Below are 19,145 nucleotides of genomic sequence, written 5' to 3'. Positions count from 1 at the left end.
ATCAGTGCGAGAGCCTGATCGCCCGTCCCGGGGCCCTGGGGCGCGGCCGTCCGGCCGCGTCGGGATCGCGTTGGGGAAGGAACGCCGTGCGTTGCGTCCGGTCGCGCAGGGTCGTCCGGACGCGTCCGACCACCGGTGCGCCGTCGGCCCGGACGAGGGCGGTCGCGGCGAGCACCACCAGACCGGCGACGGCCGCGAGCGACGCCACGACCACCAGCCGCGGCAGATCACCGCCCGAGGCGCCCGAAGCGCCCGCGAGCAGTACGGCGGGCAAGACGATCAGCCACACCAGAAGGTGCGGCAGCCGCGCGCCCATGTCCCGCCTCATACCGGAATGGACGCGCCGCCCGCTTCGCCGGTTCCCTGACTCATCTCACCAAGAGCAAAGTCGCGGCGGCGAGGACGGACAGGGCCGTGACGTTCTTGACCCACGCCATCCGCGCGGCGATCAGCGCGTCGCGGTCGCGGGAGCGGGCCCAGTAGGTGAGGGCCGCGCTCAGCGCCCGTCCGGCGCCGAACGCCACGCCCGCCAGCAGCGTCGCCGGGGCGCTCATGTGCGCGAGCAGCAACCCCAGAGCCAGGACGTACGGGGACGAGGCCGACACGTACGTCCGGACGCCGGTGCCCATCTCGAAGCCGAACTGGAGCGATCCTGTGCGCAGCCGGTGCATCAGCACCTCCTGCGGGATCTGCCGCGAGTTCTGCGGCAGCGGCAGCCGGATCAGTCCGGCCTCGCGCGCCGCCGCGACCGCCGCGACCAGCACGGTCAGCACCGCGCGCGCCGTCGCCGGGACGGGCGCCGCCAGCCCGGACACCAGCCAGACCACTCCGGCGCTCAGCGCGCCCCCGAGCACCAGCCCGAGGGAGAAGACGGCCAGGACCTCGCCCTGCCGTATCGGGGCCCGCCAACCTGGCGAGAACAGCACGGATTCGCTGTTACGCGTTCAAACCGATCCGGACAGCGCGAACCCGGCCAGGGCCCCGACCGCCGCCCAGCACATCACCGTGGCGGAGAGCGCCGCGGCGGCGACCGCCAGCAGCGCCAGGACCGTGACCGGCAGCAGCGGCTCGGTCAGGCCCCGGCGCAGCCGTCCCGCCGGGAGGGCGGTCAGTTGTAGCACGCCACCGCCTTGCGGCAGATCGTCTTGTACCAGTTCCCGCGCGCGGACTTCTTCCAGCCGTCGTGGCACCGCCAGGTGACGCCCTTGCGGCAGTTCCCGCAGCTCTTGGACACCTTCCAGAGCCAGCCGTCCCACTTGCCGCCGTAGCACTGGTTCGGCCGCAGCTTGTAGCGGTGCGGGTCGGACACGCCGGACCGGTGGTAGCCCTTGTACTTGCCGCTCGTCCGGCAGCACACCGAGCACACCAGGCTCGGCCCGCAGCCCGGCGAGCACCCGACGCTCGGCTCACCGGGCGGGCAGTGCGGATAGATGTCGTAGTAGCCGCTGCTCAGGCTGTACCCCTCGGCGAGCGCCTGCCGCGCGGGCGGCAGCACCCCGATCGCGTTCAGCCCGGCCGTGGCCCCGGCCGCGGCCATCCCCGCCAGCAGCCCGCGCCGGGCGGGCCGGAACCGCGGTCCCTCGTCGGACGCCGGGCGGCGGCGCACCCGCTCGGTTCCGGACGGACGCGGCCCGCGCAGCGGCGGGACGTCCTCGAGCTCGATCATCGCGCACCTCCGACACTCTCGGGTTGCAGCAGTTCACGCAGCGAGTCGGGCGATCCGACCGGGGCCGCCCGGCCCACCCGCCCGTCCTCCGTCAGCACCACCGCGAACGGGGTGGCGGGGACGCGGTAGTCGTCGAACAGCCCGTCGACCTCGTTCGCCAGGACGGTCACGCCGGGCGCGGCCGCGACCGGCGCGGGGCCCGCGAAGACCGCCCGCAGCGGCGGCTCGGCCAGCGACAGGACCTCGTCGCAGACGCCGCAGTCGCGGTCGAGGAAGAGCACCAGGCCGGGGCCGAGCCGCTCGAACCCGGGCGCCGCGGCGCCGGTCTCCGGGCCCGTCGCGGGCCGCGCGGGGGCGGTGCGGCCCGTCCCGGCCAGCGCGTGCACCTGCCGGATCAGGCCCGCCACCACCAGGGCCAGCAGCAGGATCGCCACCCACGACAGCAGCAGCGCACTGGTCTGAAAACTCACCCGAGGCTCCCTTCAGAGGTGTCCATGGCACGGGGGAGGGTCCACAGGAGCACCGCGAGGGCGGCTCCGGCGACGATTCCGGTGGCCGTCGTGGCGCCCGTCGCGGGCGGCGACGCCAGGGCCCCGCCCAGGGCCAGGACGGCCAGTCCGGCGGCCCGCGCCACGACCCACACCGACATCGGCGTCGAGAGATCGCCGCCGCAGCCGCAGGGGACCCTGCGGCCGGATCTCGTCCGGGTCACGTACGCCGCGTAGGCCGCGTAGACGGCGAAGAGGACGGCCGCGGCGGCCAGGGCGCCGCGGGTCAGTTCCGTCCGGCGGAGGGCCAGGCCCATGAGGAGCGCGCCCAGCGCCCCGACCTCGGCCGTCACCGCCAGGGACGCCACGCTCGGCGCGAGCCGGGACGGGACCGTCCCCTGCGCCCGGAGCGCCGCGCCCAGCGACCGTCCGCGCAGGTGGCCGGCCAGGGACAGGACGAGGACGAGCGGGACGGCGACGGCGCCGGTCAGGGCGGCGAGTCCGGCCATCAGCGGACCGCTTCGACCGACAGCGACGCGAGCCGCCCCGGGACGCGCCGGACCTGGTCCTCCTCCGGCAGGACGGTCACCAGCAGCCGGCTCAGCGCGAGTAGGAAGTAGGGGCCCTGGCCGTCCACGGTGTCCTGGAAGAGCTCGCCGCCCGCCACGGACGCGCCGCGCCAGCCCGGCAGCCGCTTGCGCGTCTGGGAGGTCAGCGCGGTGATCTCCAGCAGGCCGAGGCCGGGCACCTCCTTCACCAGCTCGGCGGGCTCGGGGATCGCCACGTGCCGCGCGGCGGGCGCGACGCTGATCCCGTCGTCGTGCTCGGTCAGCCGCAGCCCGGACAGGAACGCCACGGCGTCGGCCGGGCGGCCGCCGTAGAGGTGGGTGAAGACCGCGAAGCGGCGGCCCTCCCACACGGCGGCGAGGGCGACGTCGCGCTGCCCGGTGTCGGGGTCGCGGACGGGCGCCGCGTGCCCGATCCGCAGCCTGCCGCCCTGGACGCGGTACTCCTGCTCGAAGCGGCCGACGCCGATGTCCTCGGCCCAGGCCATCGCGTCCGGCCGGGTTCCGCCGGAAATCTCGTGGAGGCGTCCGCCCGCGGTGACCCGGGTGACCGAGGTGAACGGCCTGCCGAGGTCGTGATCGCCGCTGAGCCGGACGCGGGTGCCGTCAAGGGATCGGTGGATGACCTGGTGTCCCACGGTTCGTCACCTTTCGCCGGAAAGCCCGCCTTTGGGACGGAATGAGCGCGCCGTGACGGAGATCACAATACGTGTGCATTCCGGCCTGGAGAGGTAAACGTGCCGGAAGTGGTCATGAGGAAGAGCCGGTAAATTGAGGTCGTGAACCGCTCCCATCTGACCGTCCCGCCAGCCGGAACGCCCGTGCCCCAGCCCCATCCCGACGCGCCCCTCGGGGAGCCGCTCGGCCCGCACTACGAACAGTGCTTCGGCTGCGGCCCCGGCCACCCGACCGGCCTGCACCTTGCGGCCGTGAGCGAGGACGGGCTCGGCGTCTCGGCGAAGTTCACGGTCGGCGACGTCCACCAGGGAGCCCCCGGTCTCGCGCACGGCGGCGTTTTGGCCACGGCGATGGACGAGGCGCTCGGTATGGTCGTCTGGCTGCTCCGTAAGCCTTATGTGACCGGCCGCCTGGAGACCGACTACGTGCTCCCGGTGCCGGTGGGTACCACCCTGTACATCCAGACCCGCTGCACCGGCGTCGTCGGGCGCAAGGCGTATCTGGAGGCCGAGGCCCGGATGGACGCGCTGGACGGCCCGGTCGCGGTGCGCGCGGCGGCGCTGTTCGTCGAGGTCCCGGTGGCCCACTTCGAGGAGCACGGCGACGGCGTGGGCGGCATGGAGGGCACCGATGTCGGCCGCCGGGTCAATCCCTGACAAGGGGGCCCGCGCCGGCGGAGGCCTGATCAGAGCGGGCGCCGGCGAGCGGCCCGGACGAGAATGGAGCGCGCAGTGAGCGTGGACGTCCTGTTGAAGCGGCTCGACCCCGGGCTGCCCGCGCCCTCGTACGCGCACGCGGGCGACGCGGGCGCCGATCTGTTCGCCGCCGAGGACGTGGACCTCGCGCCGGGCGAGCGCCGGGTCGTCCCGACCGGGGTGGCGATCGCCCTTCCCGACGGTTACGCGGCCTTCGTCCACCCAAGGTCTGGTTTGGGCGCTAAGTTTGGGGTGACCATCGTCAACGCACCCGGTACGGTCGACGCCGGCTACCGGGGTGAGATCAAGGTGACCCTGCTGAACACCGACCAGCGTGCCGCCGTCCGGCTGCGGCGCGGGGACCGCATCGCCCAGCTGGTCGTCCAGCGGGTGGAGCACGCGGTCTTCCACGAGGTCGCAGAACTTCCCGGATCGTCCCGCGGAGCGAACGGTTTCGGCTCCACGGGCGGTTTCGCGGATATCCAGCACAGTCGAGAAGGAGTGTGAGTCGTGGCTTTTGGACGTCGCCGGCGGGACGACGAGCCCGCGAAGGGCCCGGAGAACGCCGCCGAGGAGGCCGTCGAAGCCGCTGAGGCCGAGGCCGAGGAGGCGACCTCCGACGGGGAGGGCGCCAAGGGCGGTCCGTGGGACTCCGAGGACTCCCACCCCGAGATGCAGCGCCTGGACTTCGGCGCCATGCAGATCCCGGTCGCGCCGGGCCTCGGGTTCCAGGTGAACTTCGAGGCCACCCAGGTGGACGAGGAGGGCAACCCGCTGGACGGGCGGCCCGTCGCCGTCCTCGTCCAGTACGAGGAGAGCGCGATGCAGCTCCAGGTGTTCGCGGCGCCCAAGCGCAGCGGCATCTGGGCCGAGGTGCGGCGCGAGACCGGCCAGGACATCACCGAGAACGCCGGTGGCCAGGTCCAGGAGGTCGAGGGCCCGTTCGGTGACGAGCTGCTGGCCATGGTGCCCGCGGCCCTGACCGAGGAAGTCCTGGCCGAGATGCCGGACGAGGTCAAGGAGCAGATCCCCGCCGAGTTCATCGAGCAGGGCTGGGCTCCGCAGATCATCCGGTTCGTCGGTGTGGACGGCCCGCGCTGGTTCCTCCAGGCCGTGGTGCAGGGCGCCGCGATCGAGGACGAGGAGCAGTGGCAGGTCCTCGAGGACGTGCTGAGCGGCGTGGTCGTCGTCCGCGGCGACTCCCCGATGCCCCCGCGCGAGCTGCTGGAACTCCAGATCCCGAAGGAGTTCCAGGAGGCCGCCGAGGAGGAGTCCGAGGAGAACGGCGAGACCTTCAACCCGTTCGAGCGCGGCCCGGAGATCACCGAGGTCCGCTGACCCGCACGGTCGCAGGGAAGGCCCGTCGCGCGCGCGGCGGGCCTTCCGCATGTCGTGACCCTCACCTGGCCGCCCCCGGCCGTCCCCCTGCGGAGACTTGCCCGGACGGCCTTTCCGAGGGTCAATCGGGTCATGTCGAAGCGCACTCGCAAGCGTCGCTGCCGGAAGCGGAACAAGTCGAACAAGGGACGCCGCCCCTGCGCCCGCCACTGACCCCGTCCACTGCGCTGGGCTTGTCCACGGCGCTGGCCTCGTTCAGGGCGCTGGGCCCGTCCACGGGACCGGCCTCGTCCACCGCGCCGGATCGGGCCATGGTCCTGATCAAGGGGACGCCCGCGGCCAGCGCGGCTCCGGCGAGACCGGCGCTCACCCATACGGGCGCCCGGTAGCCGAGGCCGCCGTCCACGGCGAGCCCGCCGAGGACGGGACCGACGACCGCGCCCACGTTGAGCGCGGCCGTCGCGAACGCGCCGCCCATGGTCCGCGCGTCCGAGGCCGCGTAGAGCGCGCGGGCGATCAGCGTCGAGCCGACGCCGAATCCGAGCGCGCCCTGCGCGAACACCAGCGGGACGACGACCGCCGGGACGTCCGTGAACGCCGCGAGCGCGACCCACCCGGCGGCTAGCGCGATACCGCCGCCCGCCAGGACTGTCCGGGGCCTGGTGTCGGCGAGCCGTCCGGACGCGCTGACCCCGGCGAACGCCCCGAGCCCGAACACCATGAGCAGCGCCGGGACCCAGCCGTCCCCGAACCCCGCGACCCGGGTGACCAGCGGCGCGAGGTAGGTGAAGGCGCAGAACGTCGCGCCGTTGACCAGCGCGCCCACGCCGAGGACGAGCAGCACGTCCGGGCGGCGCAGCACCCGCAGCTCTGCCCGAAGCGCCGTCCCCTCCGGGGAGCTCGGCTCGGGGGACGTGTCGTCCGGGACGGACGTCATGATCGCGACGAGGGCGGGCGCGGAGACCAGCGCCACGGCCCAGAACGCCGCGCGCCACCCCCACAGGTGGCCGAGCAGGGCCCCGGCCGGGACGCCCGCGACGCACGCGAGGGTGACGCCGCCGAGGAGTGTCGCGGTCGCGCGGCCCTTGGCGTCGGGCCGGACCATGGCGACCGCCGCAGCGACGGCGACCGAGAGGAACCCGGCGTTCGCGAGCGCGGCGATCACGCGGGTGACCAGCAGCACCGCGAAGCTGGAGGACAGCGCCCCGGCCACGTGGACGGCCAGGAACGCGGCGAGGAACAGCAGCAGCGCCCGGCGGCGCGGCCAGCGCCGGGCGAGGGCCGCCATCAGCGGCGCGCCGACGATCATTCCGGCGGCGAACGCCGAGGTGAGGGTCCCGGCGGTCCCGACCGGGACGCCGGTGTCGCGGGCGAGGTCCGGGAGCAGCCCGGACAGCATGAATTCCGATGTCCCCTGCGCGAACACGGCCAGCGCGAGGACATAGAGGGCGAACGGCACGACGACTCCGTCATGAAGGCATGCGAAACGTACGGAAGCGGAAGGGCCGTGAGAACGGCCACCGCAGGGAGCCCACACCCCGAAACCGACCAAGTCCACGAGCACGCGAACGACGCAAGTACGCGACGACGCAAGTACGCGAACGCCGCGAACGTACGAACGACGCGAGTGCGCGAACGACGCAAGCACGCGAACGACGTGAACGTGCGAACAGCGCGAACGTGCGAACGGCGTGAGTGCGCGAAGGCGCACGAATGCCGAAGGCGCGCGAGTGCGTGATGGTGGTGGGGCTGGGGTGTGGGCGAGCGGAGTGCTCTGCGCGGTGGTCAGAGGCCGGGGCGGCTCAGGTGTGAGCGGCCGCGCCGGTCAGTGGGTGATGGCCACCGCGGTCGGTGGCCTGCGTCTTGACGCCTCGGGAGAGGACACGAGGTCACCCTATGCCAGGCGCTCGAGCGTCGTCATGTCGGTTTCGTCCAGTTCGAGGCGGACGGCCGCCATGTTCTGCTCCAGGTGGGTGAGCGACGCCGTGCCCGGAATCTGCACGAGGGTGGGGGAGCGCGTGAGGCCCCACGCGAGGGCGACCTGGTAGACCGTCGCGCCGTACCGCAGCGCGACCCTCCGCAGGCCGTCGTCGGCGAGGCGCACGCGCCCGCCGCCGAGGGCCGAGTGCGCGACGTAGATCACCTTCGCCTCGGCGCACTCGTCCACCAGGGGCGCGTCGCTCTGGTCGAGGACGCCGAACCGGTTCTGGACGGCCGCGACCGGCGCGACCGCCCGCGCCTCGGCGAACTGGGCGCGCGTGACGTCCGCGACGCCGATCCCTCGGACGAGCCCCTGGTCGCTCAGCTCCGCGAGCTGCGCGAAGCGGTCGGCGAGGGACTCGTTCGGGCGTCCGGACTGCAGGTAGACCAGGTCCAGGACGTCCAGGTCCAGCTCGGCGAGGTTCTGCTCGACGACGGCGCGGACGTCCTGGCCCGGCCCGACCTTCGTCGCGAACGTCAGGCCGTCCGGGTAGGGGCGCAGGGCGCGGCGGAGGATCTCGTTCGCGCGGCTCGTCCCACGCGAGTAGAACGCGGCGGTGTCGATGTGCGTCACGCCCAGCTCGACGGCCCGCCGCGCCACCGCGACGGCCGTCGTGTGGTCCACCGGGAGCCGTCCCGGCATTCCGGGCAACCGCATGGCGCCCAGGCCCAGGCGGCCGGCGTCATGCCTCGGCCGCCCGGTGCCCCCGCGCCGGAATCCGCCCCCCATGGACGACATTCTCCCAGCATGCTGGGCCGTTCGTCGCTCCGTCCACCCATCAGGGCATGGGTGGGGGCTATCCGACCTTCTGTCCGGTGGCCGCGGCGCGGTCGATGTCCTCGGTGCGGTAGCTCAGTTCGGGGATCTCGGCGAGCCGGGACGGGTGGACCTGGTCGCCGAGGCCGTAGAACTGCTGGAAGCTCATGATCAGGGGACGCCACAGGTCCGGGTCGATGCGGTTCTCGTGGCCCTCCATGGTGATGGACGGGTGCACGTGGACGCGCTGCACGCGGGTCTCGACGACCATGCCCCAGCCGCCGAGGTCCTCGGCGAGCGGGCGCGTCCTCTCGACGACCGCCTCCATCGTCACCGGGCACTCGGCGACGCGCGGCGGCCGGACGGTCTCGGAGTCCACCGGGGTCAGCCCCGAGACGCCGAACTTGTCGCGGACGTGCCGGTAGCCGCGCTCGGCCCTGGCCTCCGACATCGGGTCCGAGCCGGTCGTCTTGGCCAGCCGGTCCACGGCGCCGACCTGGCCGGTGGACGGGAGGTTGATCGTGATCTCGCCGGTCGCGAGCACGTTCTGGCAGGTCTTGGACGAGGTGCTCATGCCCAGCACGCACCGCCATCCCAACCAGAAGGCCGAGGACATCGGCGCGAGGTTCGGGTGGCCGTCATGGTCGGTGGTGCCGAGCAGGACCACAGGGGTTCCGAAGTACAGAATGGATGGTTCGATGCCGATGTGCTCCATGCGCCCAGCATGGAGGGGACCCCGTCCGGTCGCTGGCGGTAATCCGACGCCGCGTTATGCCGTGGTCGACGGTCGACGGTCGGCGGCGAAGTCAAGAGCGGTGCTCTCGAAATTGTCTGCCGCTCTTTTCCATGCCAGACTCGGGGTATGAACGCGAGCCGCACCGCCAGGGAACGGGCCAGGGCCGAGCTCACTCGGGAGATCAAGGAGGAGGCGCGGCGACAGCTGGCCGCGTCGGGCGCGCCAGGGCTGTCGCTGCGCGCGGTCTCGCGCGAGCTGGGCATGGTCTCGTCCGCGCTGTACCGCTACTTCCCGAGCCGGGACGAACTGCTCACCGCGCTGATCGTGGACGCCTACGACGCCGTCGGCGAACGCGCCGAGAAGGCCGACCGGGACGCCGCCGGGGACGGCTTCCGGGCGCGCTGGCGGGCCGTCTGCCACGCGCTGCGCGACTGGGCGGTCGAGCATCCGCACGAGTACGCGCTGATCTACGGTTCGCCGGTGCCCGGCTACTCCGCCCCCGAGGACACGATCGGTCCCGCGACGCGCTTCCCGTTCGTCCTGATCGGCATCGCGCAGGACGCGGCGGTCGCCGGAGGCCTCGCCGCAGGTGGCCCCGTGCCCACCGGACGGCTCGCCGGGCAGCTCCAGGGGATCTCCGACGCGGGCGCGCCGGACGTCCCGGCCACCGCGATGGCCCGTCTCGCCGCGCACTGGTCGCAGCTCACCGGCATGATCGGCTTCGAGCTGTTCGGCCAGTTCGCCAACACCCTCGACCCGGCCGACGACTTCTTCGCCTTCAGCGTGGACCGCATGGCCGACGACCTGGGCCTTCCCGCCTAGGGCGGGTGGACGGCCACCGTCCGCCGCAGCTCAGCGGGGGCGGGCGGCGGACGGGTCCGCGTCGCCGAGCTCGATGCGGTAGCGGAAGTCGATGTTCGGCGAGCCGAGCTTGGACGGGCGGACCGCGCCGTCCAGGGCCATGCCGTGGCGCTCGTAGAACGCGCGGGCGCGGGTGTTCACGTCGAGCACCCACAGCACCAGTGCGGGGACGTGCGCCGGGACGGCCTCGATCGTCCGGCGCATCAGGGCCGTCCCGATGCCGCACCGCCAGCTGGCCGGGCCGAGGTACAGCATGTACAGCTCCCACGCGCGGCCGGAGTCGAGGTCGTCGTCGCGGGGCGGGCCGGAGGCCGCGAACCCGGCGACCTCGCCGTCCACGTCCGCGACGAGGACGGTGAGGTCCGAGCCGGGCGCGGTGCGCTCCCGCCAGCCGTCGATCCACTGCGTCCAGTGGAGGGCGTCGAGCTCGGCGTCCGGGACCGCTCCGCGGAAGGCCGTCTGCCAGGCGGTGACGTGCACTTTCGCGATGGCCTCGACGTCCTCGGATGTGGCGTGACGCACGTTCATGGAGTTGATCATGCCCGATTCGGGCCCTTGCAACGTCGGTTCTAGCGGACGCCGCGCGGGCGGAACTGGACGCTGATGCGCGGCCCCAGCGGGCGGGCCGACTTCGGGACGGCGTGCTCCCACGTCCGCTGGCAGCTGCCGCCCATGACGATCAGATCGCCGTGCCCGATGTCGTGGCGCAGCGTCGGCCCGCCCCCGCCCGCCGGACGCAGCAGCAGCGGACGCGGCGTGCCGAGCGACACGATCGCGACCATCGTGTCCTCGGTGCTCCCGCGCCCGATGCGGTCGCCGTGCCAGGCCACGCTGTCGTGCTCGTCCCGGTACAGGCACAGGCCCGCCGTCCGGAACGGCTCGCCGAGTTCCTCGCGGTAATGGGCGCTGAGCCGGTCGCGCGCCTCGTCCAGGACGGGATCGGGCAGCGGATCGGTCTCGCCGTAGTGCGCCAGCAGGCGCGGCACGTCCACGACGCGCTCGTACATCCGCCGCCGCTCGGCCCGCCACGGGACGTCCGTCATCAGCCGCCCGAACAGCGCGTCCGCCCCCGCCAGCCACCCCGGCCGCAGATCGACCCAGGCCCCGTGGGCGAGCGGCGTCCGCCGCACGTGCGCGCCCAGCTCACGCGGCCCGCCCTCGGCTCCGACGTCCAGCAGCGATCCCTGGAACACACCGTTCATGCGCCCAGCTTATCGAACTCATGTTCGACTTCGGTGAATTGGGGGTGCGGTGGGACGGTGGCCTGTCCGACCATGCGGGGATGGACTCCGTGCGGATCAGACCCATGACCTCGGATGACCTTCCCGCCGCCGAACGCGTCACCGCCGCCGCCTTCCTGGAGCTCGACCGGCTGAACAGGCGCTGGGACGACCCGGAGCCGGAGCCGTTCGACGAGGCGGACGGCCGGCGCTGGAAGGAGAAGATCGGCGTCCTGATCGCCACCGACCCCGGCGGATGCTGGGTGGCCGACGAGGGCGGCGAGGTCCTCGGGATCGCCGTCTCCCAGAACCGGGGCGGCCTCTGGTACCTGTCCACCTACGCCGTCCTGCCCGGCAGCCAGGGCAAGGGCGTCGGGAAGGGGCTGATGGACGCGGCGCTGGCACACGCGGACGGCCGTCCCGGTATGTTCTCCGCGACCGGGCACCCTGCCGCCACCCGCCGCTACCGCCTCGCGGGCTTCACGCTGCACCCGGAGATGCGCATGGCCGGACGCGTCGACCGCTCGGCCCTGCCCGTGGTCGAAGGCCTCCGCGACGGACGCCCCGCCGACTTCGCATGGATGGACGAGCTGGACGAGCGCCTGCGAGGTGGCGGTCACGGCCCCGACCACATCGCCATGGCCGGGACGATGCAGCTGATCGTCTCGTCCTCGCCGGCCCGGCGGCCCGGCTACGTCTACTTCGACGAGACCCGGGACCGCCCGTTCCTGCTGGCCGCCGGCGACGTCGAGACGGCCGAGAGGCTGCTGTGGGAGGCCCTCGCGCGCACGCGCGGGGAAACGCTCGTCAACCGCATCACGACCGCGAACCACTGGGCGATGGACGTCGGCCTGGCCGCGCGCCTCGACCTCGGCCAGGAGGGCTACCTCGCCCTGCGCGGACTGCCCGAGCCCGCCCCGTACCTCGCCAGCGGCGGTTACCTCTAGCCGCCCGCCGACGGCCGCGTCTGGCCGCCTGTCAGCGGCGCCCGCCTGCGGTTACGTCTGGCCGCCCGACAGGCGGGCGGCCAGCCGGGCGCGGAGGGTGGTGAGACGGGCGATCTCGGCGTCCAGCGCGGCGAGCCGTGCGCCCGCGACGCCGCCACCGCCTTCGGCGGGCATGGCGGTGGCGGTGCAGCGGGTGCTGTCGTCGACCAGGGCGTCCAGGCGGTCGGCGACCCTCGCCAGGTCCTCGACGGTCAGGCCCAGCGACAGCAGGTCCCGGACGGTCCGGACGCGCGCGACGTCGTGCGGGGTGTATTCGCGCTGGCCGGAGGCGGTGCGGATCGGCGGGGGCAGCAGGCCGCGCTGCTCGTAGAAGCGCAGCGCTCGCGGGGTGGTTCCCGCTGCCGCCGCCGCGTCGCCGATCCGCATCCGGGCCTCCTAGACCTCGACGACCACCGAGCCCAGGTGCTCGCCGGTCAGTAGTTCGTGCAACGCGCGAGGAGCGTTCTCGATGCCCTGGAACCGGGTGTGGGGAAAGGCGATCTCGTCCGCGCGCAGCCATTCGCCGAAGCGGCGCGTCCACTCGGCGCGCGTCTCCGGGTCCAGTGCGAGGACGCCGCGCAGGGACGTCCGCTTGCGGATCAGGGCGAAGAGGTCGAGCTCGATGGGCGCCGAGGTTCCGGAGCCGCCGGGGGCGAGTTGTGAGGAGAGGGTTCCGACGAGGGCGACCCGGGCGTCCGGGGACGCGACGCGGACGGCGGCGCGGAGCTGGTCGCCGCCGACGTTGTCGACGACCACGTCGATGCCGTCCGGGGCGGCCTTGAGCAGGGCGTCCGGCGTGGACGCCTCTTCGCGGGACAGAGCCGCGTCGTAGCCGAACTCGGCGACCAGGCGTTCGGCCTTCGCGGGGGATCCGGTCGTGCCGATCACGCGTCCGGCGCCGAGCAGGCGGGCGATCTGCCCGGCGAGCGAGCCGACGCCGCCCGCCGCGCCCGTGACCAGCACCGTCTCGCCCGGACGCATCGGAGCCTCGCGCGTCAGCGCCGAGTACGCCGACACACCCGGCGCCAGGTATGCGGCCGGATCGGGCAGCTCGCCGTCCAGCCGGACGTACCGCCCCTCGGGCAGCAGCGCGTACTCGCGCCACCCGAGCCCGTGGGACACCAGGTCACCGGGCCGGACGGACGCGTCGTCCGGCGCGGACACGACCTCGCCCACGGCCGCGCCGATCAGAGGGTCTCCCGGGTTGAGACGGGGCAGCGGTGTCTCGCCCTCGCCCGCGCCGACCAGCAGCCGCAGCCCCGGGAAGACGTGGAACACCAGGTTCCGGACGAGCACGCCCTCGCCGTCCGGCACGGGCGTCTCGACGATCTCGAAGTTCTCCGGCCGGGGCAGCCCGGCCGCCCGCGAGACAAGGCGGATCTCACGCATCACAGGCACTCCAAAACGGGTTGGGAACCGGGCGACGCTAACCCCTGACGTGTGCGTCAGAGGCAAGCCGTTAGGGGTGCGTTAAGCGCCCGCGGAGCCGCGCTAAGGAACCGTCAATGCCCAACAAATAGGGATGTACCAGGCGCTTTACTCCCGGTGTGCCCCCGAAGAAAGGGGGCTCCCGGACACCGAGGAGGACCGCGATGGAGCGCCTGGAGGAGGCCGCCTGGCCGATGGCCGGCGGCGTCCTGACCGTCTTCGTCCTCGCCGTGGTGCTGAAGTCCGCGCCGTGGCCCTGGGGGTACGCCGCCGTCGCGGCCGCCGTCGGGGCCTTCGCGGCCCGCGTCCCGCTCCCGGCGGCCGCCGGGCTCGGCGTCGCGGGCTGGGCGTTCGCCACCGGCTTCGACGTGCGGGGGAGCGGGGACCTCGGGGTCTCCGGCTCCGCCGACGCGTGGCGGCTGGCCGCCCTCGTGGCGGTCGGCCTGGCGGCGGCGTTCCCCGCGGCGGCCCGAACCTGGGCCGAGGCGCCTGGAACGGCCGGACGGCACGTCCCGGCGATCCGCTTCGGGACGGCCTCGCGCCGTCCCGGAACGGACGCGCCGGTGATCGCCGCCGTCCCGGCCGCAGGGGCGCTGAACTGCGACGATGATCTGCGCCAGGCGCTGGCCGGGCTCGCGTTCGACCTCCCGCCCGCCCCGTGCGGATGCGGCTCGGAGCACCCGATGCCGCCCGTCCCGGACGGGCAGGCGCACGCGGTGCCGCGGCAGCGCGCGCCGCGGTCGGCGACGCGGCGGGAGGCCCTCCGCACGCCCGGTGACCGGATCCGGCACGGCGCGGCCGGGGGCCCGCCCTCCCCGGGATCTTCGACAAAGGAAACCGAAAGCGATGAGTGACGTCGAGTTCGTCCTGCTGACACTGGTGGTCTTCGCCGTGCTCGGCCTGTTGGTGAAGGGCGTGGAGAAGCTGTGACCGCCGAGAACGTGGTCGGGCTCGTCCTGGCCGCCGTGCTGTTCGTCTTCCTGATCGCGGCCCTGCTGTTCCCGGAGAGGTTCTGATGAGCACGACCGTCGCGGGAGTGCTGTTCGCCGCCTCCCTCGTCGTCGCGATCGCGGTCGTCTACCGGCCGCTCGGCGACTACATGCACCGGGTGTACGCGGGGACGCGGCACTCGCGGTTCGAGAAGGTCCTGTACCGGCTGATCGGGGTCCGTCCCGACGCCGAGCAGACCTGGGGCGTGTACGCGCGCAGCGTCCTCGCCTTCTCGGTCGTGAGCGTCCTGTTCGTGTACCTGCTCCAGCGGGTGCAGAACCACCTGCTGCTGTCCCTCGGGTTCAAGCCCGTGGCGTCCGACCAGGCGTGGAACACCGCCGTCAGCTTCACCACCAACACCAACTGGCAGTCCTACTCGGGCGAGGTCACGATGGGCCACCTGGTCCAGATGGCCGGCCTCGCCGTGCAGAACTTCGTCTCGGCCGCCGTCGGCATGGCCGTCGCGATCGCCCTCGTCCGCGGCTTCGCCCGCAAGAGGACCGACCAGCTCGGCAACTTCTGGGTGGACCTCACGCGCGGCGTGATCCGGATCCTGCTGCCGATCGCGTTCGTGGGCGCGCTCGTCCTCGTCGCGGGCGGGCTGATCCAGAACTTCGGCTCCGGGCACGACGTGACGACCCTCGCGGGCCAGGCCCAGCACCTCACCGGTGGGCCGGTGGCGTCGCAGGAGGTCATCAAGGAGCTCGGCACCAACGGCGGCGGCTTCTACAACGCCAACTCCGCGCACCCCTTCGAGAACGCCGCGACCTGGACGAACTGGTTCGAGATCTTCCTGATCCTGTGCATCCCGTTCTCGCTGTGCCGGACGTTCGGCCGGATCGTCGGGCAGAACCGGCAGGGTTACGCGATCGTCTCGGTGATGGCGACCCTGGCGGTCATCAGCCTCGTCCTGACCAACGTGTTCCAGCTGATGCACCACGGGACGGTCCCGGTGGCGGCCGGCGCGTCCATGGAGGGCGTGGAGACCCGCTTCGGGGTGTCGAACTCGGCGACGTTCGCCACGGCGACCACGCTGACCTCGACCGGCGCCGTGGACTCCTTCCACGACTCCTACACCAGCCTCGGCGGCATGATGACGATGTTCAACATGATGCTCGGCGAGGTCGCGCCCGGCGGCACCGGTTCCGGCCTCTACGGGATGCTCGTCCTGGCCGTCATCACGGTGTTCGTCGCGGGCCTCATGGTCGGCCGCACCCCCGAGTACCTCGGGAAGAAGATCGGCGCGCGCGAGATGAAGTTCGCGTCGATGTACTTCCTGACCACGCCCATGCTGGTGCTGTTCGCGACCGGGCTCGGCCTCGCGCTGAGCGCGGGCCGGGACGGGATGCTCAACGGCGGGGCGCACGGCCTCAGCGAGGTCCTGTACGCGTTCACCTCGGCGTCCAACAACAACGGGTCGGCCTTCGCGGGCCTCTCGGCGAACACGCCCTTCTACAACACGGCCACCGGCCTGTGCATGGCGTTCGGACGGTTCGTCCCGATCGTGTTCGTCCTGGCGCTCGCCGGGTCGCTCGCCAAACAGGGCGGCACCCCCGAGTCGGACGGCACGCTGCCCACCCACCGGCCGCAGTTCGTCGGCCTGGTCGCGGGCGTCACCCTCATCCTCGTCGCCCTCACCTTCCTCCCCGCGCTCGCGCTGGGCCCGCTGGCCGAAGGAATCCACTGATGACCACCCAGACACTCGAGGCCCCCAGCCCGGCTCCCCAGCGGCCACCGGCCAAGGTGAAGGGCGGGCTGCTCGACCCGAAGCAGCTGCTGAAGTCCCTGCCGGACGCCGTCCGCAAGCTCGACCCCCGCACGCTGTGGCGCAACCCGGTCATGCTGATCGTCGAGATCGGCGCGGTCTGGACGACGATCCTGGCGTTCGTCCACCCGAGCGTGTTCGCCTGGGCGATCGTCGTGTGGCTCTGGCTGACCGTCGTCTTCGCCAACCTGGCCGAGGCCGTCGCCGAGGGGCGCGGCAAGGCGCAGGCGGACGCGCTGCGCAAGGCCAAGACCGACGCCAAGGCGCGCCGCGTCCTTTCCTGGAAGCCGGGCACGACCACGCTCCGCGAGGAGGAGGTCGGCGCGCCGGACCTGCGGCAGGGCGACGTCGTCGTGGTCGAGGCCGGGCAGATCATCCCCGGGGACGGCGACGTCGTCGAGGGCATCGCCTCGGTGGACGAGTCGGCGATCACCGGCGAGTCCGCCCCGGTCATCCGCGAGTCCGGCGGAGACCGGTCGGCGGTCACCGGCGGCACCAGGGTGCTGTCGGACCGGATCATCGTGAAGATCACCCAAAAGCCGGGCGAGTCGTTCATCGACAAGATGATCGCCCTGGTGGAGGGCGCCAACCGGCAGAAGACGCCGAACGAGATCGCGCTGAACATCCTGCTGGCCGCGCTGACCATCATCTTCGTGATGGCCGTCGCGACCCTCCAGCCGATGGCGATCTTCTCCAAGGGCAACAACCCGGGCGTGGCCGACACGCTCTCGCTGGACACCCACGGCGTCACCGGCGTCGTCCTGGTGTCGCTGCTGGTCTGCCTGATCCCGACGACGATCGGGGCGCTGCTCAGCGCGATCGGCATTGCGGGGATGGACCGGCTCGTCCAGCGCAACGTCCTGGCGATGAGCGGACGCGCCGTCGAGGCGGCGGGCGACGTCAACACGCTGCTGCTCGACAAGACCGGCACGATCACGCTGGGCAACCGGCAGGCGTCGGACTTCGTCCCCGTCGACGGCGTCCCCGAGGACGAGCTGGCCGACGCGGCCCAGCTGTCCAGCCTCGCGGACGAGACGCCCGAGGGCCGCTCGGTCGTCGTGTTCGCCAAGGAGCGCTACGGCCTGCGCGAACGCCAGCCCGGCGAGCTCGCGCACGCCGAGTGGGTGCCCTTCACCGCCCAGACCAGGATGTCCGGGGTCGATGTGGACGACCGGGAGCTGCGCAAGGGCGCGGCGAGCGCGGTCGCCGACTGGGTGCGCGAGAAGGGCGGGACGGTCCCCGGGCAGCTCGGACGGATCGTGGACGGCATCTCGGCGTCCGGCGGGACCCCGCTGGTCGTCGGCGAGTCCACCGGCGGCGAGACCCGCGTCCTCGGCGTCATCCACCTCAAGGACGTCGTCAAGGCCGGGATGCGCGAGCGGTTCGACGAGATGCGCCGGATGGGCATCCGGACCGTCATGATCACCGGCGACAACCCGCTGACCGCCAAGGCGATCGCGGAGGAGGCGGGCGTCGACGACTTCCTCGCCGAGGCCAAGCCGGAGGACAAGCTCGCCCTGATCAAGAAGGAGCAGGACGGCGGACGCCTCGTCGCGATGACCGGCGACGGCACCAACGACGCCCCCGCGCTCGCGCAGGCCGACGTCGGCGTGGCCATGAACACCGGGACCTCGGCCGCCAAGGAGGCCGGGAACATGGTGGACCTGGACTCCGACCCGACCAAGCTCATCGAGATCGTCGAGATCGGCAAGCAGCTGCTCATCACCCGCGGCGCGCTGACCACGTTCTCCATCGCCAACGACATCGCCAAGTACTTCGCCATCATCCCGGCGATGTTCGTGGCGCTGTTCCCCGGCCTGGACGCGCTCAACATCATGCGGCTGCACAGCCCGCAGAGCGCGATCCTGTCCGCCGTCATCTTCAACGCGCTGATCATCATCGCGCTGATCCCGCTGGCCCTGCGGGGTGTGGTGTACAAGCCGTCCAGCGCGTCCAAGCTGCTGAGCCGGAACCTGTACGTCTACGGGATCGGCGGGATCGTCGCCCCCTTCGTCGGCATCAAGATCATCGACCTTCTCATCCAGTTCCTTCCGGGGATGTCCTGACATGCGTATTCCAAGCTGGATCCGGCAGCACCTCGCCGCCGTCCGCGCCCTGCTCGTCCTGACGGTCGTGCTCGGCGTCGCCTACCCGCTCGCGGTGTGGGGCGTCGCCCAGGTCCCGGGGCTGCGGTCGCACGCCCAGGGCTCCCTGGTCTCCGCCGACGGCCGGACGGTCGGCAGCTCGCTGATCGGCCAGTCCTACACCGACAAGCTCGGCAACCCGATCAAGAAGTACTTCCAGAGCCGTCCGTCGGCGGCGGGCGCGGGGTACGACCCGACCGCGTCGGGCGCGAGCAACCTCGGCCCGGAGAGCATCGTCGACACCCTGCCCGACCCGAAGCTGGTCACGGCGGGCAAGGCCGACGAGAACGCCAAGACCAGCCTGCTGACCACCGTCTGCACGCGCAGCAAGGCGGTCGGCGAGCTGGAGGGCGTGGACGGGAGCCGTCCGTTCTGTGCCAAGGACAGCGGTGTCGGCGCGGTGCTCGCCGTGTTCGGCGACCGCAACCGGCGGGGCGAGGTCCCGCACCCGACCCGCGTCGTCAGCGTGAACGAGGAGGAAGGCGTAGTAAAAGCACCGTTCACGGCCACGTACGACGGGGTGAAGGTCGAGCTGGCGAAGTACGGCGAGGACTACTCCAAGGGCCTGATCGTTCCGGTCCGGGGCGACGCGCCGAGCAGGCCGGCCGTCCCCGCCGACGCGGTCACCGCGTCCGGTTCCGGTCTCGACCCGCACATCTCCCCGGCGTACGCGGAGATTCAGCTCAAGCGGGTCGCGGAGGCCCGGCACACGGACGTCGCGGCGGTCCGGAAGGTCCTCGACAAGTACACGAGCGGACGCGACCTTGGGTTCATGGGCGAGCCCCGGGTGAACGTGCTCGACCTGAACATCGCCCTCGACCGGAAGTTCCCGGTCCAGTAGGCCGGG

At 72.7% G+C, this 19,145-nt stretch carries 24 protein-coding genes and 1 pseudogene; 11 read left to right on the top strand and 14 right to left on the bottom strand.

Annotated features, from left to right (window positions below; genetic code table 11):
• Position 1: 1 nt before the first annotated feature.
• The 7 genes from AB0L06_RS22270 to AB0L06_RS22240 are packed head-to-tail and all read right to left on the bottom strand — an operon-like array spanning position 2 to position 3,358.
• Positions 2-328 (bottom strand): DUF6412 domain-containing protein, encoded by a 327-nt coding sequence (locus AB0L06_RS22270; protein ID WP_500232976.1) that lies wholly within the window; start codon positions 326-328, stop codon positions 2-4.
• A gap of 40 nt (positions 329-368) precedes the next feature.
• Positions 369-926 carry a hypothetical protein gene (locus AB0L06_RS22265; protein ID WP_500232975.1) on the bottom strand — a complete coding sequence of 186 codons (558 nt, stop codon included), beginning with the start codon at positions 924-926 and terminating at the stop codon, positions 369-371.
• Between the two features lie 18 nt (positions 927-944).
• A complete protein-coding gene (locus AB0L06_RS22260; RefSeq protein WP_500232974.1) occupies positions 945-1,121 on the bottom strand; it encodes a hypothetical protein in 177 nt (58 codons plus the stop codon).
• Complete coding sequence (locus AB0L06_RS22255) at positions 1,109-1,666, bottom strand: hypothetical protein (protein WP_500232973.1); 558 nt, start codon at positions 1,664-1,666, stop codon at positions 1,109-1,111. The genes AB0L06_RS22260 and AB0L06_RS22255 overlap by 13 nt, the downstream gene beginning before the upstream one ends.
• Positions 1,663-2,136 carry a hypothetical protein gene (locus tag AB0L06_RS22250; protein WP_500232972.1) on the bottom strand — a complete coding sequence of 158 codons (474 nt, stop codon included), beginning with the start codon at positions 2,134-2,136 and terminating at the stop codon, positions 1,663-1,665. The genes AB0L06_RS22255 and AB0L06_RS22250 overlap by 4 nt, the downstream gene beginning before the upstream one ends.
• Entirely contained in the window at positions 2,133-2,663 is a 531-nt protein-coding gene (locus AB0L06_RS22245; protein ID WP_500232971.1) for a MauE/DoxX family redox-associated membrane protein, read from the bottom strand. The genes AB0L06_RS22250 and AB0L06_RS22245 overlap by 4 nt, the downstream gene beginning before the upstream one ends.
• Positions 2,663-3,358, bottom strand: a complete 696-nt coding sequence (locus tag AB0L06_RS22240) for a hypothetical protein (RefSeq protein WP_500232970.1) — start codon at positions 3,356-3,358, stop codon at positions 2,663-2,665. The genes AB0L06_RS22245 and AB0L06_RS22240 overlap by 1 nt, the downstream gene beginning before the upstream one ends.
• Before the next feature lie 141 nt (positions 3,359-3,499).
• On the opposite strand from AB0L06_RS22240, the gene AB0L06_RS22235 reads away from it, so the two are divergent.
• The 4 genes from AB0L06_RS22235 (at position 3,500) to AB0L06_RS22220 (ending at position 5,644) form a co-directional block, all read left to right on the top strand.
• Positions 3,500-4,054, top strand: coding sequence for a PaaI family thioesterase (locus AB0L06_RS22235; protein WP_500232969.1), 555 nt, complete (start codon positions 3,500-3,502; stop codon positions 4,052-4,054).
• Positions 4,055-4,117: 63 nt separating this feature from the next.
• A complete protein-coding gene (gene dut / locus AB0L06_RS22230; RefSeq protein ID WP_500232968.1) occupies positions 4,118-4,600 on the top strand; it encodes a dUTP diphosphatase in 483 nt (160 codons plus the stop codon).
• A gap of 3 nt (positions 4,601-4,603) precedes the next feature.
• Positions 4,604-5,431, top strand: coding sequence for a DUF3710 domain-containing protein (locus AB0L06_RS22225; RefSeq protein ID WP_500232967.1), 828 nt, complete (start codon positions 4,604-4,606; stop codon positions 5,429-5,431).
• A gap of 132 nt (positions 5,432-5,563) precedes the next feature.
• Positions 5,564-5,644 (top strand): hypothetical protein, encoded by an 81-nt coding sequence (locus AB0L06_RS22220; protein WP_500233214.1) that lies wholly within the window; start codon positions 5,564-5,566, stop codon positions 5,642-5,644.
• Positions 5,645-5,714: 70 nt separating this feature from the next.
• Here the strand turns inward: AB0L06_RS22220 and AB0L06_RS22215 are convergent.
• From AB0L06_RS22215 to AB0L06_RS22205, 3 genes and pseudogenes are all read right to left on the bottom strand, one after another.
• Positions 5,715-6,890: pseudogene (locus tag AB0L06_RS22215) on the bottom strand (Cmx/CmrA family chloramphenicol efflux MFS transporter); the annotation flags it as partial.
• Between the two features lie 435 nt (positions 6,891-7,325).
• Positions 7,326-8,141 carry an aldo/keto reductase gene (locus AB0L06_RS22210; RefSeq protein ID WP_500232966.1) on the bottom strand — a complete coding sequence of 272 codons (816 nt, stop codon included), beginning with the start codon at positions 8,139-8,141 and terminating at the stop codon, positions 7,326-7,328.
• A gap of 67 nt (positions 8,142-8,208) precedes the next feature.
• The gene (locus AB0L06_RS22205; protein WP_500232965.1) at positions 8,209-8,883 is read right to left on the bottom strand and encodes a flavin reductase family protein; all 675 of its coding nucleotides are present in this window, start codon (positions 8,881-8,883) and stop codon (positions 8,209-8,211) included.
• Between the two features lie 147 nt (positions 8,884-9,030).
• On the opposite strand from AB0L06_RS22205, the gene AB0L06_RS22200 reads away from it, so the two are divergent.
• A complete protein-coding gene (locus tag AB0L06_RS22200) occupies positions 9,031-9,726 on the top strand; it encodes a TetR/AcrR family transcriptional regulator (RefSeq protein ID WP_500232964.1) in 696 nt (231 codons plus the stop codon).
• Positions 9,727-9,756: 30 nt separating this feature from the next.
• Here the strand turns inward: AB0L06_RS22200 and AB0L06_RS22195 are convergent, their stop codons facing one another.
• Both AB0L06_RS22195 and AB0L06_RS22190 read right to left on the bottom strand, forming a co-directional pair.
• Positions 9,757-10,293, bottom strand: a complete 537-nt coding sequence (locus AB0L06_RS22195) for a GNAT family N-acetyltransferase (RefSeq protein ID WP_500232963.1) — start codon at positions 10,291-10,293, stop codon at positions 9,757-9,759.
• 41 nt (positions 10,294-10,334) lie between these two features.
• Positions 10,335-10,967, bottom strand: a complete 633-nt coding sequence (locus AB0L06_RS22190; protein WP_500232962.1) for an alpha-ketoglutarate-dependent dioxygenase AlkB — start codon at positions 10,965-10,967, stop codon at positions 10,335-10,337.
• Positions 10,968-11,071: 104 nt separating this feature from the next.
• On the opposite strand from AB0L06_RS22190, the gene AB0L06_RS22185 reads away from it, so the two are divergent.
• Positions 11,072-11,932, top strand: coding sequence for a GNAT family N-acetyltransferase (locus AB0L06_RS22185; RefSeq protein WP_500232961.1), 861 nt, complete (start codon positions 11,072-11,074; stop codon positions 11,930-11,932).
• A gap of 51 nt (positions 11,933-11,983) precedes the next feature.
• Here the strand turns inward: AB0L06_RS22185 and AB0L06_RS22180 are convergent, their stop codons facing one another.
• Positions 11,984-12,358, bottom strand: a complete 375-nt coding sequence (locus AB0L06_RS22180; protein ID WP_500232960.1) for a helix-turn-helix domain-containing protein — start codon at positions 12,356-12,358, stop codon at positions 11,984-11,986.
• A gap of 9 nt (positions 12,359-12,367) precedes the next feature.
• Complete coding sequence (locus AB0L06_RS22175) at positions 12,368-13,360, bottom strand: zinc-binding dehydrogenase (RefSeq protein WP_500232959.1); 993 nt, start codon at positions 13,358-13,360, stop codon at positions 12,368-12,370.
• A 203-nt stretch (positions 13,361-13,563) separates the two neighbouring features.
• On the opposite strand from AB0L06_RS22175, the gene AB0L06_RS22170 reads away from it, so the two are divergent.
• The 5 genes from AB0L06_RS22170 (at position 13,564) to AB0L06_RS22150 (ending at position 19,139) form a co-directional block, all read left to right on the top strand.
• Positions 13,564-14,253, top strand: a complete 690-nt coding sequence (locus AB0L06_RS22170; protein ID WP_500232958.1) for a hypothetical protein — start codon at positions 13,564-13,566, stop codon at positions 14,251-14,253.
• A gap of 72 nt (positions 14,254-14,325) precedes the next feature.
• Positions 14,326-14,415: a K(+)-transporting ATPase subunit F gene (gene kdpF / locus AB0L06_RS22165; protein WP_064744317.1), complete on the top strand. Its 90-nt coding sequence runs from the start codon at positions 14,326-14,328 to the stop codon at positions 14,413-14,415.
• The gene (gene kdpA / locus AB0L06_RS22160; RefSeq protein WP_500232957.1) at positions 14,415-16,076 is read left to right on the top strand and encodes a potassium-transporting ATPase subunit KdpA; all 1,662 of its coding nucleotides are present in this window, start codon (positions 14,415-14,417) and stop codon (positions 16,074-16,076) included. Before kdpF ends, kdpA begins: the two co-directional genes overlap by 1 nt.
• Entirely contained in the window at positions 16,076-18,220 is a 2,145-nt protein-coding gene (kdpB, locus tag AB0L06_RS22155; protein ID WP_500232956.1) for a potassium-transporting ATPase subunit KdpB, read from the top strand. Before kdpA ends, kdpB begins: the two co-directional genes overlap by 1 nt.
• A 1-nt stretch (position 18,221) precedes the next feature.
• Positions 18,222-19,139, top strand: a complete 918-nt coding sequence (locus AB0L06_RS22150; protein ID WP_500232955.1) for a potassium-transporting ATPase subunit C — start codon at positions 18,222-18,224, stop codon at positions 19,137-19,139.
• The last annotated feature ends 6 nt before the right edge of the window (positions 19,140-19,145 follow it).

It is taken from the genome of Spirillospora sp. NPDC052269 (genome assembly GCF_040679435.1).
GTDB lineage: Bacteria > Actinomycetota > Actinomycetes > Streptosporangiales > Streptosporangiaceae > Spirillospora.
Note: the sequence above shows the minus strand (reverse complement) of the source record. Positions and strands in the feature narration are given on the sequence as shown.

Coding starts and splice junctions, on each gene's coding strand:
- AB0L06_RS22220 (WP_500233214.1), top strand. CDS start 5,564: ATGTCGAAGCGCACTCGCAAGCGTCGCTGCCGGAAGCGGAACAAGTCG.
- AB0L06_RS22270 (WP_500232976.1), bottom strand. CDS start 328: ATGAGGCGGGACATGGGCGCGCGGCTGCCGCACCTTCTGGTGTGGCTG.
- AB0L06_RS22205 (WP_500232965.1), bottom strand. CDS start 8,883: ATGGAGCACATCGGCATCGAACCATCCATTCTGTACTTCGGAACCCCT.
- AB0L06_RS22255 (WP_500232973.1), bottom strand. CDS start 1,666: ATGATCGAGCTCGAGGACGTCCCGCCGCTGCGCGGGCCGCGTCCGTCC.
- AB0L06_RS22185 (WP_500232961.1), top strand. CDS start 11,072: ATGACCTCGGATGACCTTCCCGCCGCCGAACGCGTCACCGCCGCCGCC.
- AB0L06_RS22175 (WP_500232959.1), bottom strand. CDS start 13,360: ATGCGTGAGATCCGCCTTGTCTCGCGGGCGGCCGGGCTGCCCCGGCCG.
- AB0L06_RS22180 (WP_500232960.1), bottom strand. CDS start 12,358: ATGCGGATCGGCGACGCGGCGGCGGCAGCGGGAACCACCCCGCGAGCG.
- AB0L06_RS22210 (WP_500232966.1), bottom strand. CDS start 8,141: ATGGGGGGCGGATTCCGGCGCGGGGGCACCGGGCGGCCGAGGCATGAC.
- AB0L06_RS22195 (WP_500232963.1), bottom strand. CDS start 10,293: ATGAACGTGCGTCACGCCACATCCGAGGACGTCGAGGCCATCGCGAAA.
- AB0L06_RS22190 (WP_500232962.1), bottom strand. CDS start 10,967: ATGAACGGTGTGTTCCAGGGATCGCTGCTGGACGTCGGAGCCGAGGGC.
- AB0L06_RS22150 (WP_500232955.1), top strand. CDS start 18,222: ATGCGTATTCCAAGCTGGATCCGGCAGCACCTCGCCGCCGTCCGCGCC.
- kdpB (WP_500232956.1), top strand. CDS start 16,076: ATGACCACCCAGACACTCGAGGCCCCCAGCCCGGCTCCCCAGCGGCCA.
- AB0L06_RS22170 (WP_500232958.1), top strand. CDS start 13,564: ATGGAGCGCCTGGAGGAGGCCGCCTGGCCGATGGCCGGCGGCGTCCTG.
- dut (WP_500232968.1), top strand. CDS start 4,118: ATGGAGCGCGCAGTGAGCGTGGACGTCCTGTTGAAGCGGCTCGACCCC.
- AB0L06_RS22200 (WP_500232964.1), top strand. CDS start 9,031: ATGAACGCGAGCCGCACCGCCAGGGAACGGGCCAGGGCCGAGCTCACT.
- AB0L06_RS22245 (WP_500232971.1), bottom strand. CDS start 2,663: ATGGCCGGACTCGCCGCCCTGACCGGCGCCGTCGCCGTCCCGCTCGTC.
- kdpA (WP_500232957.1), top strand. CDS start 14,415: ATGAGCACGACCGTCGCGGGAGTGCTGTTCGCCGCCTCCCTCGTCGTC.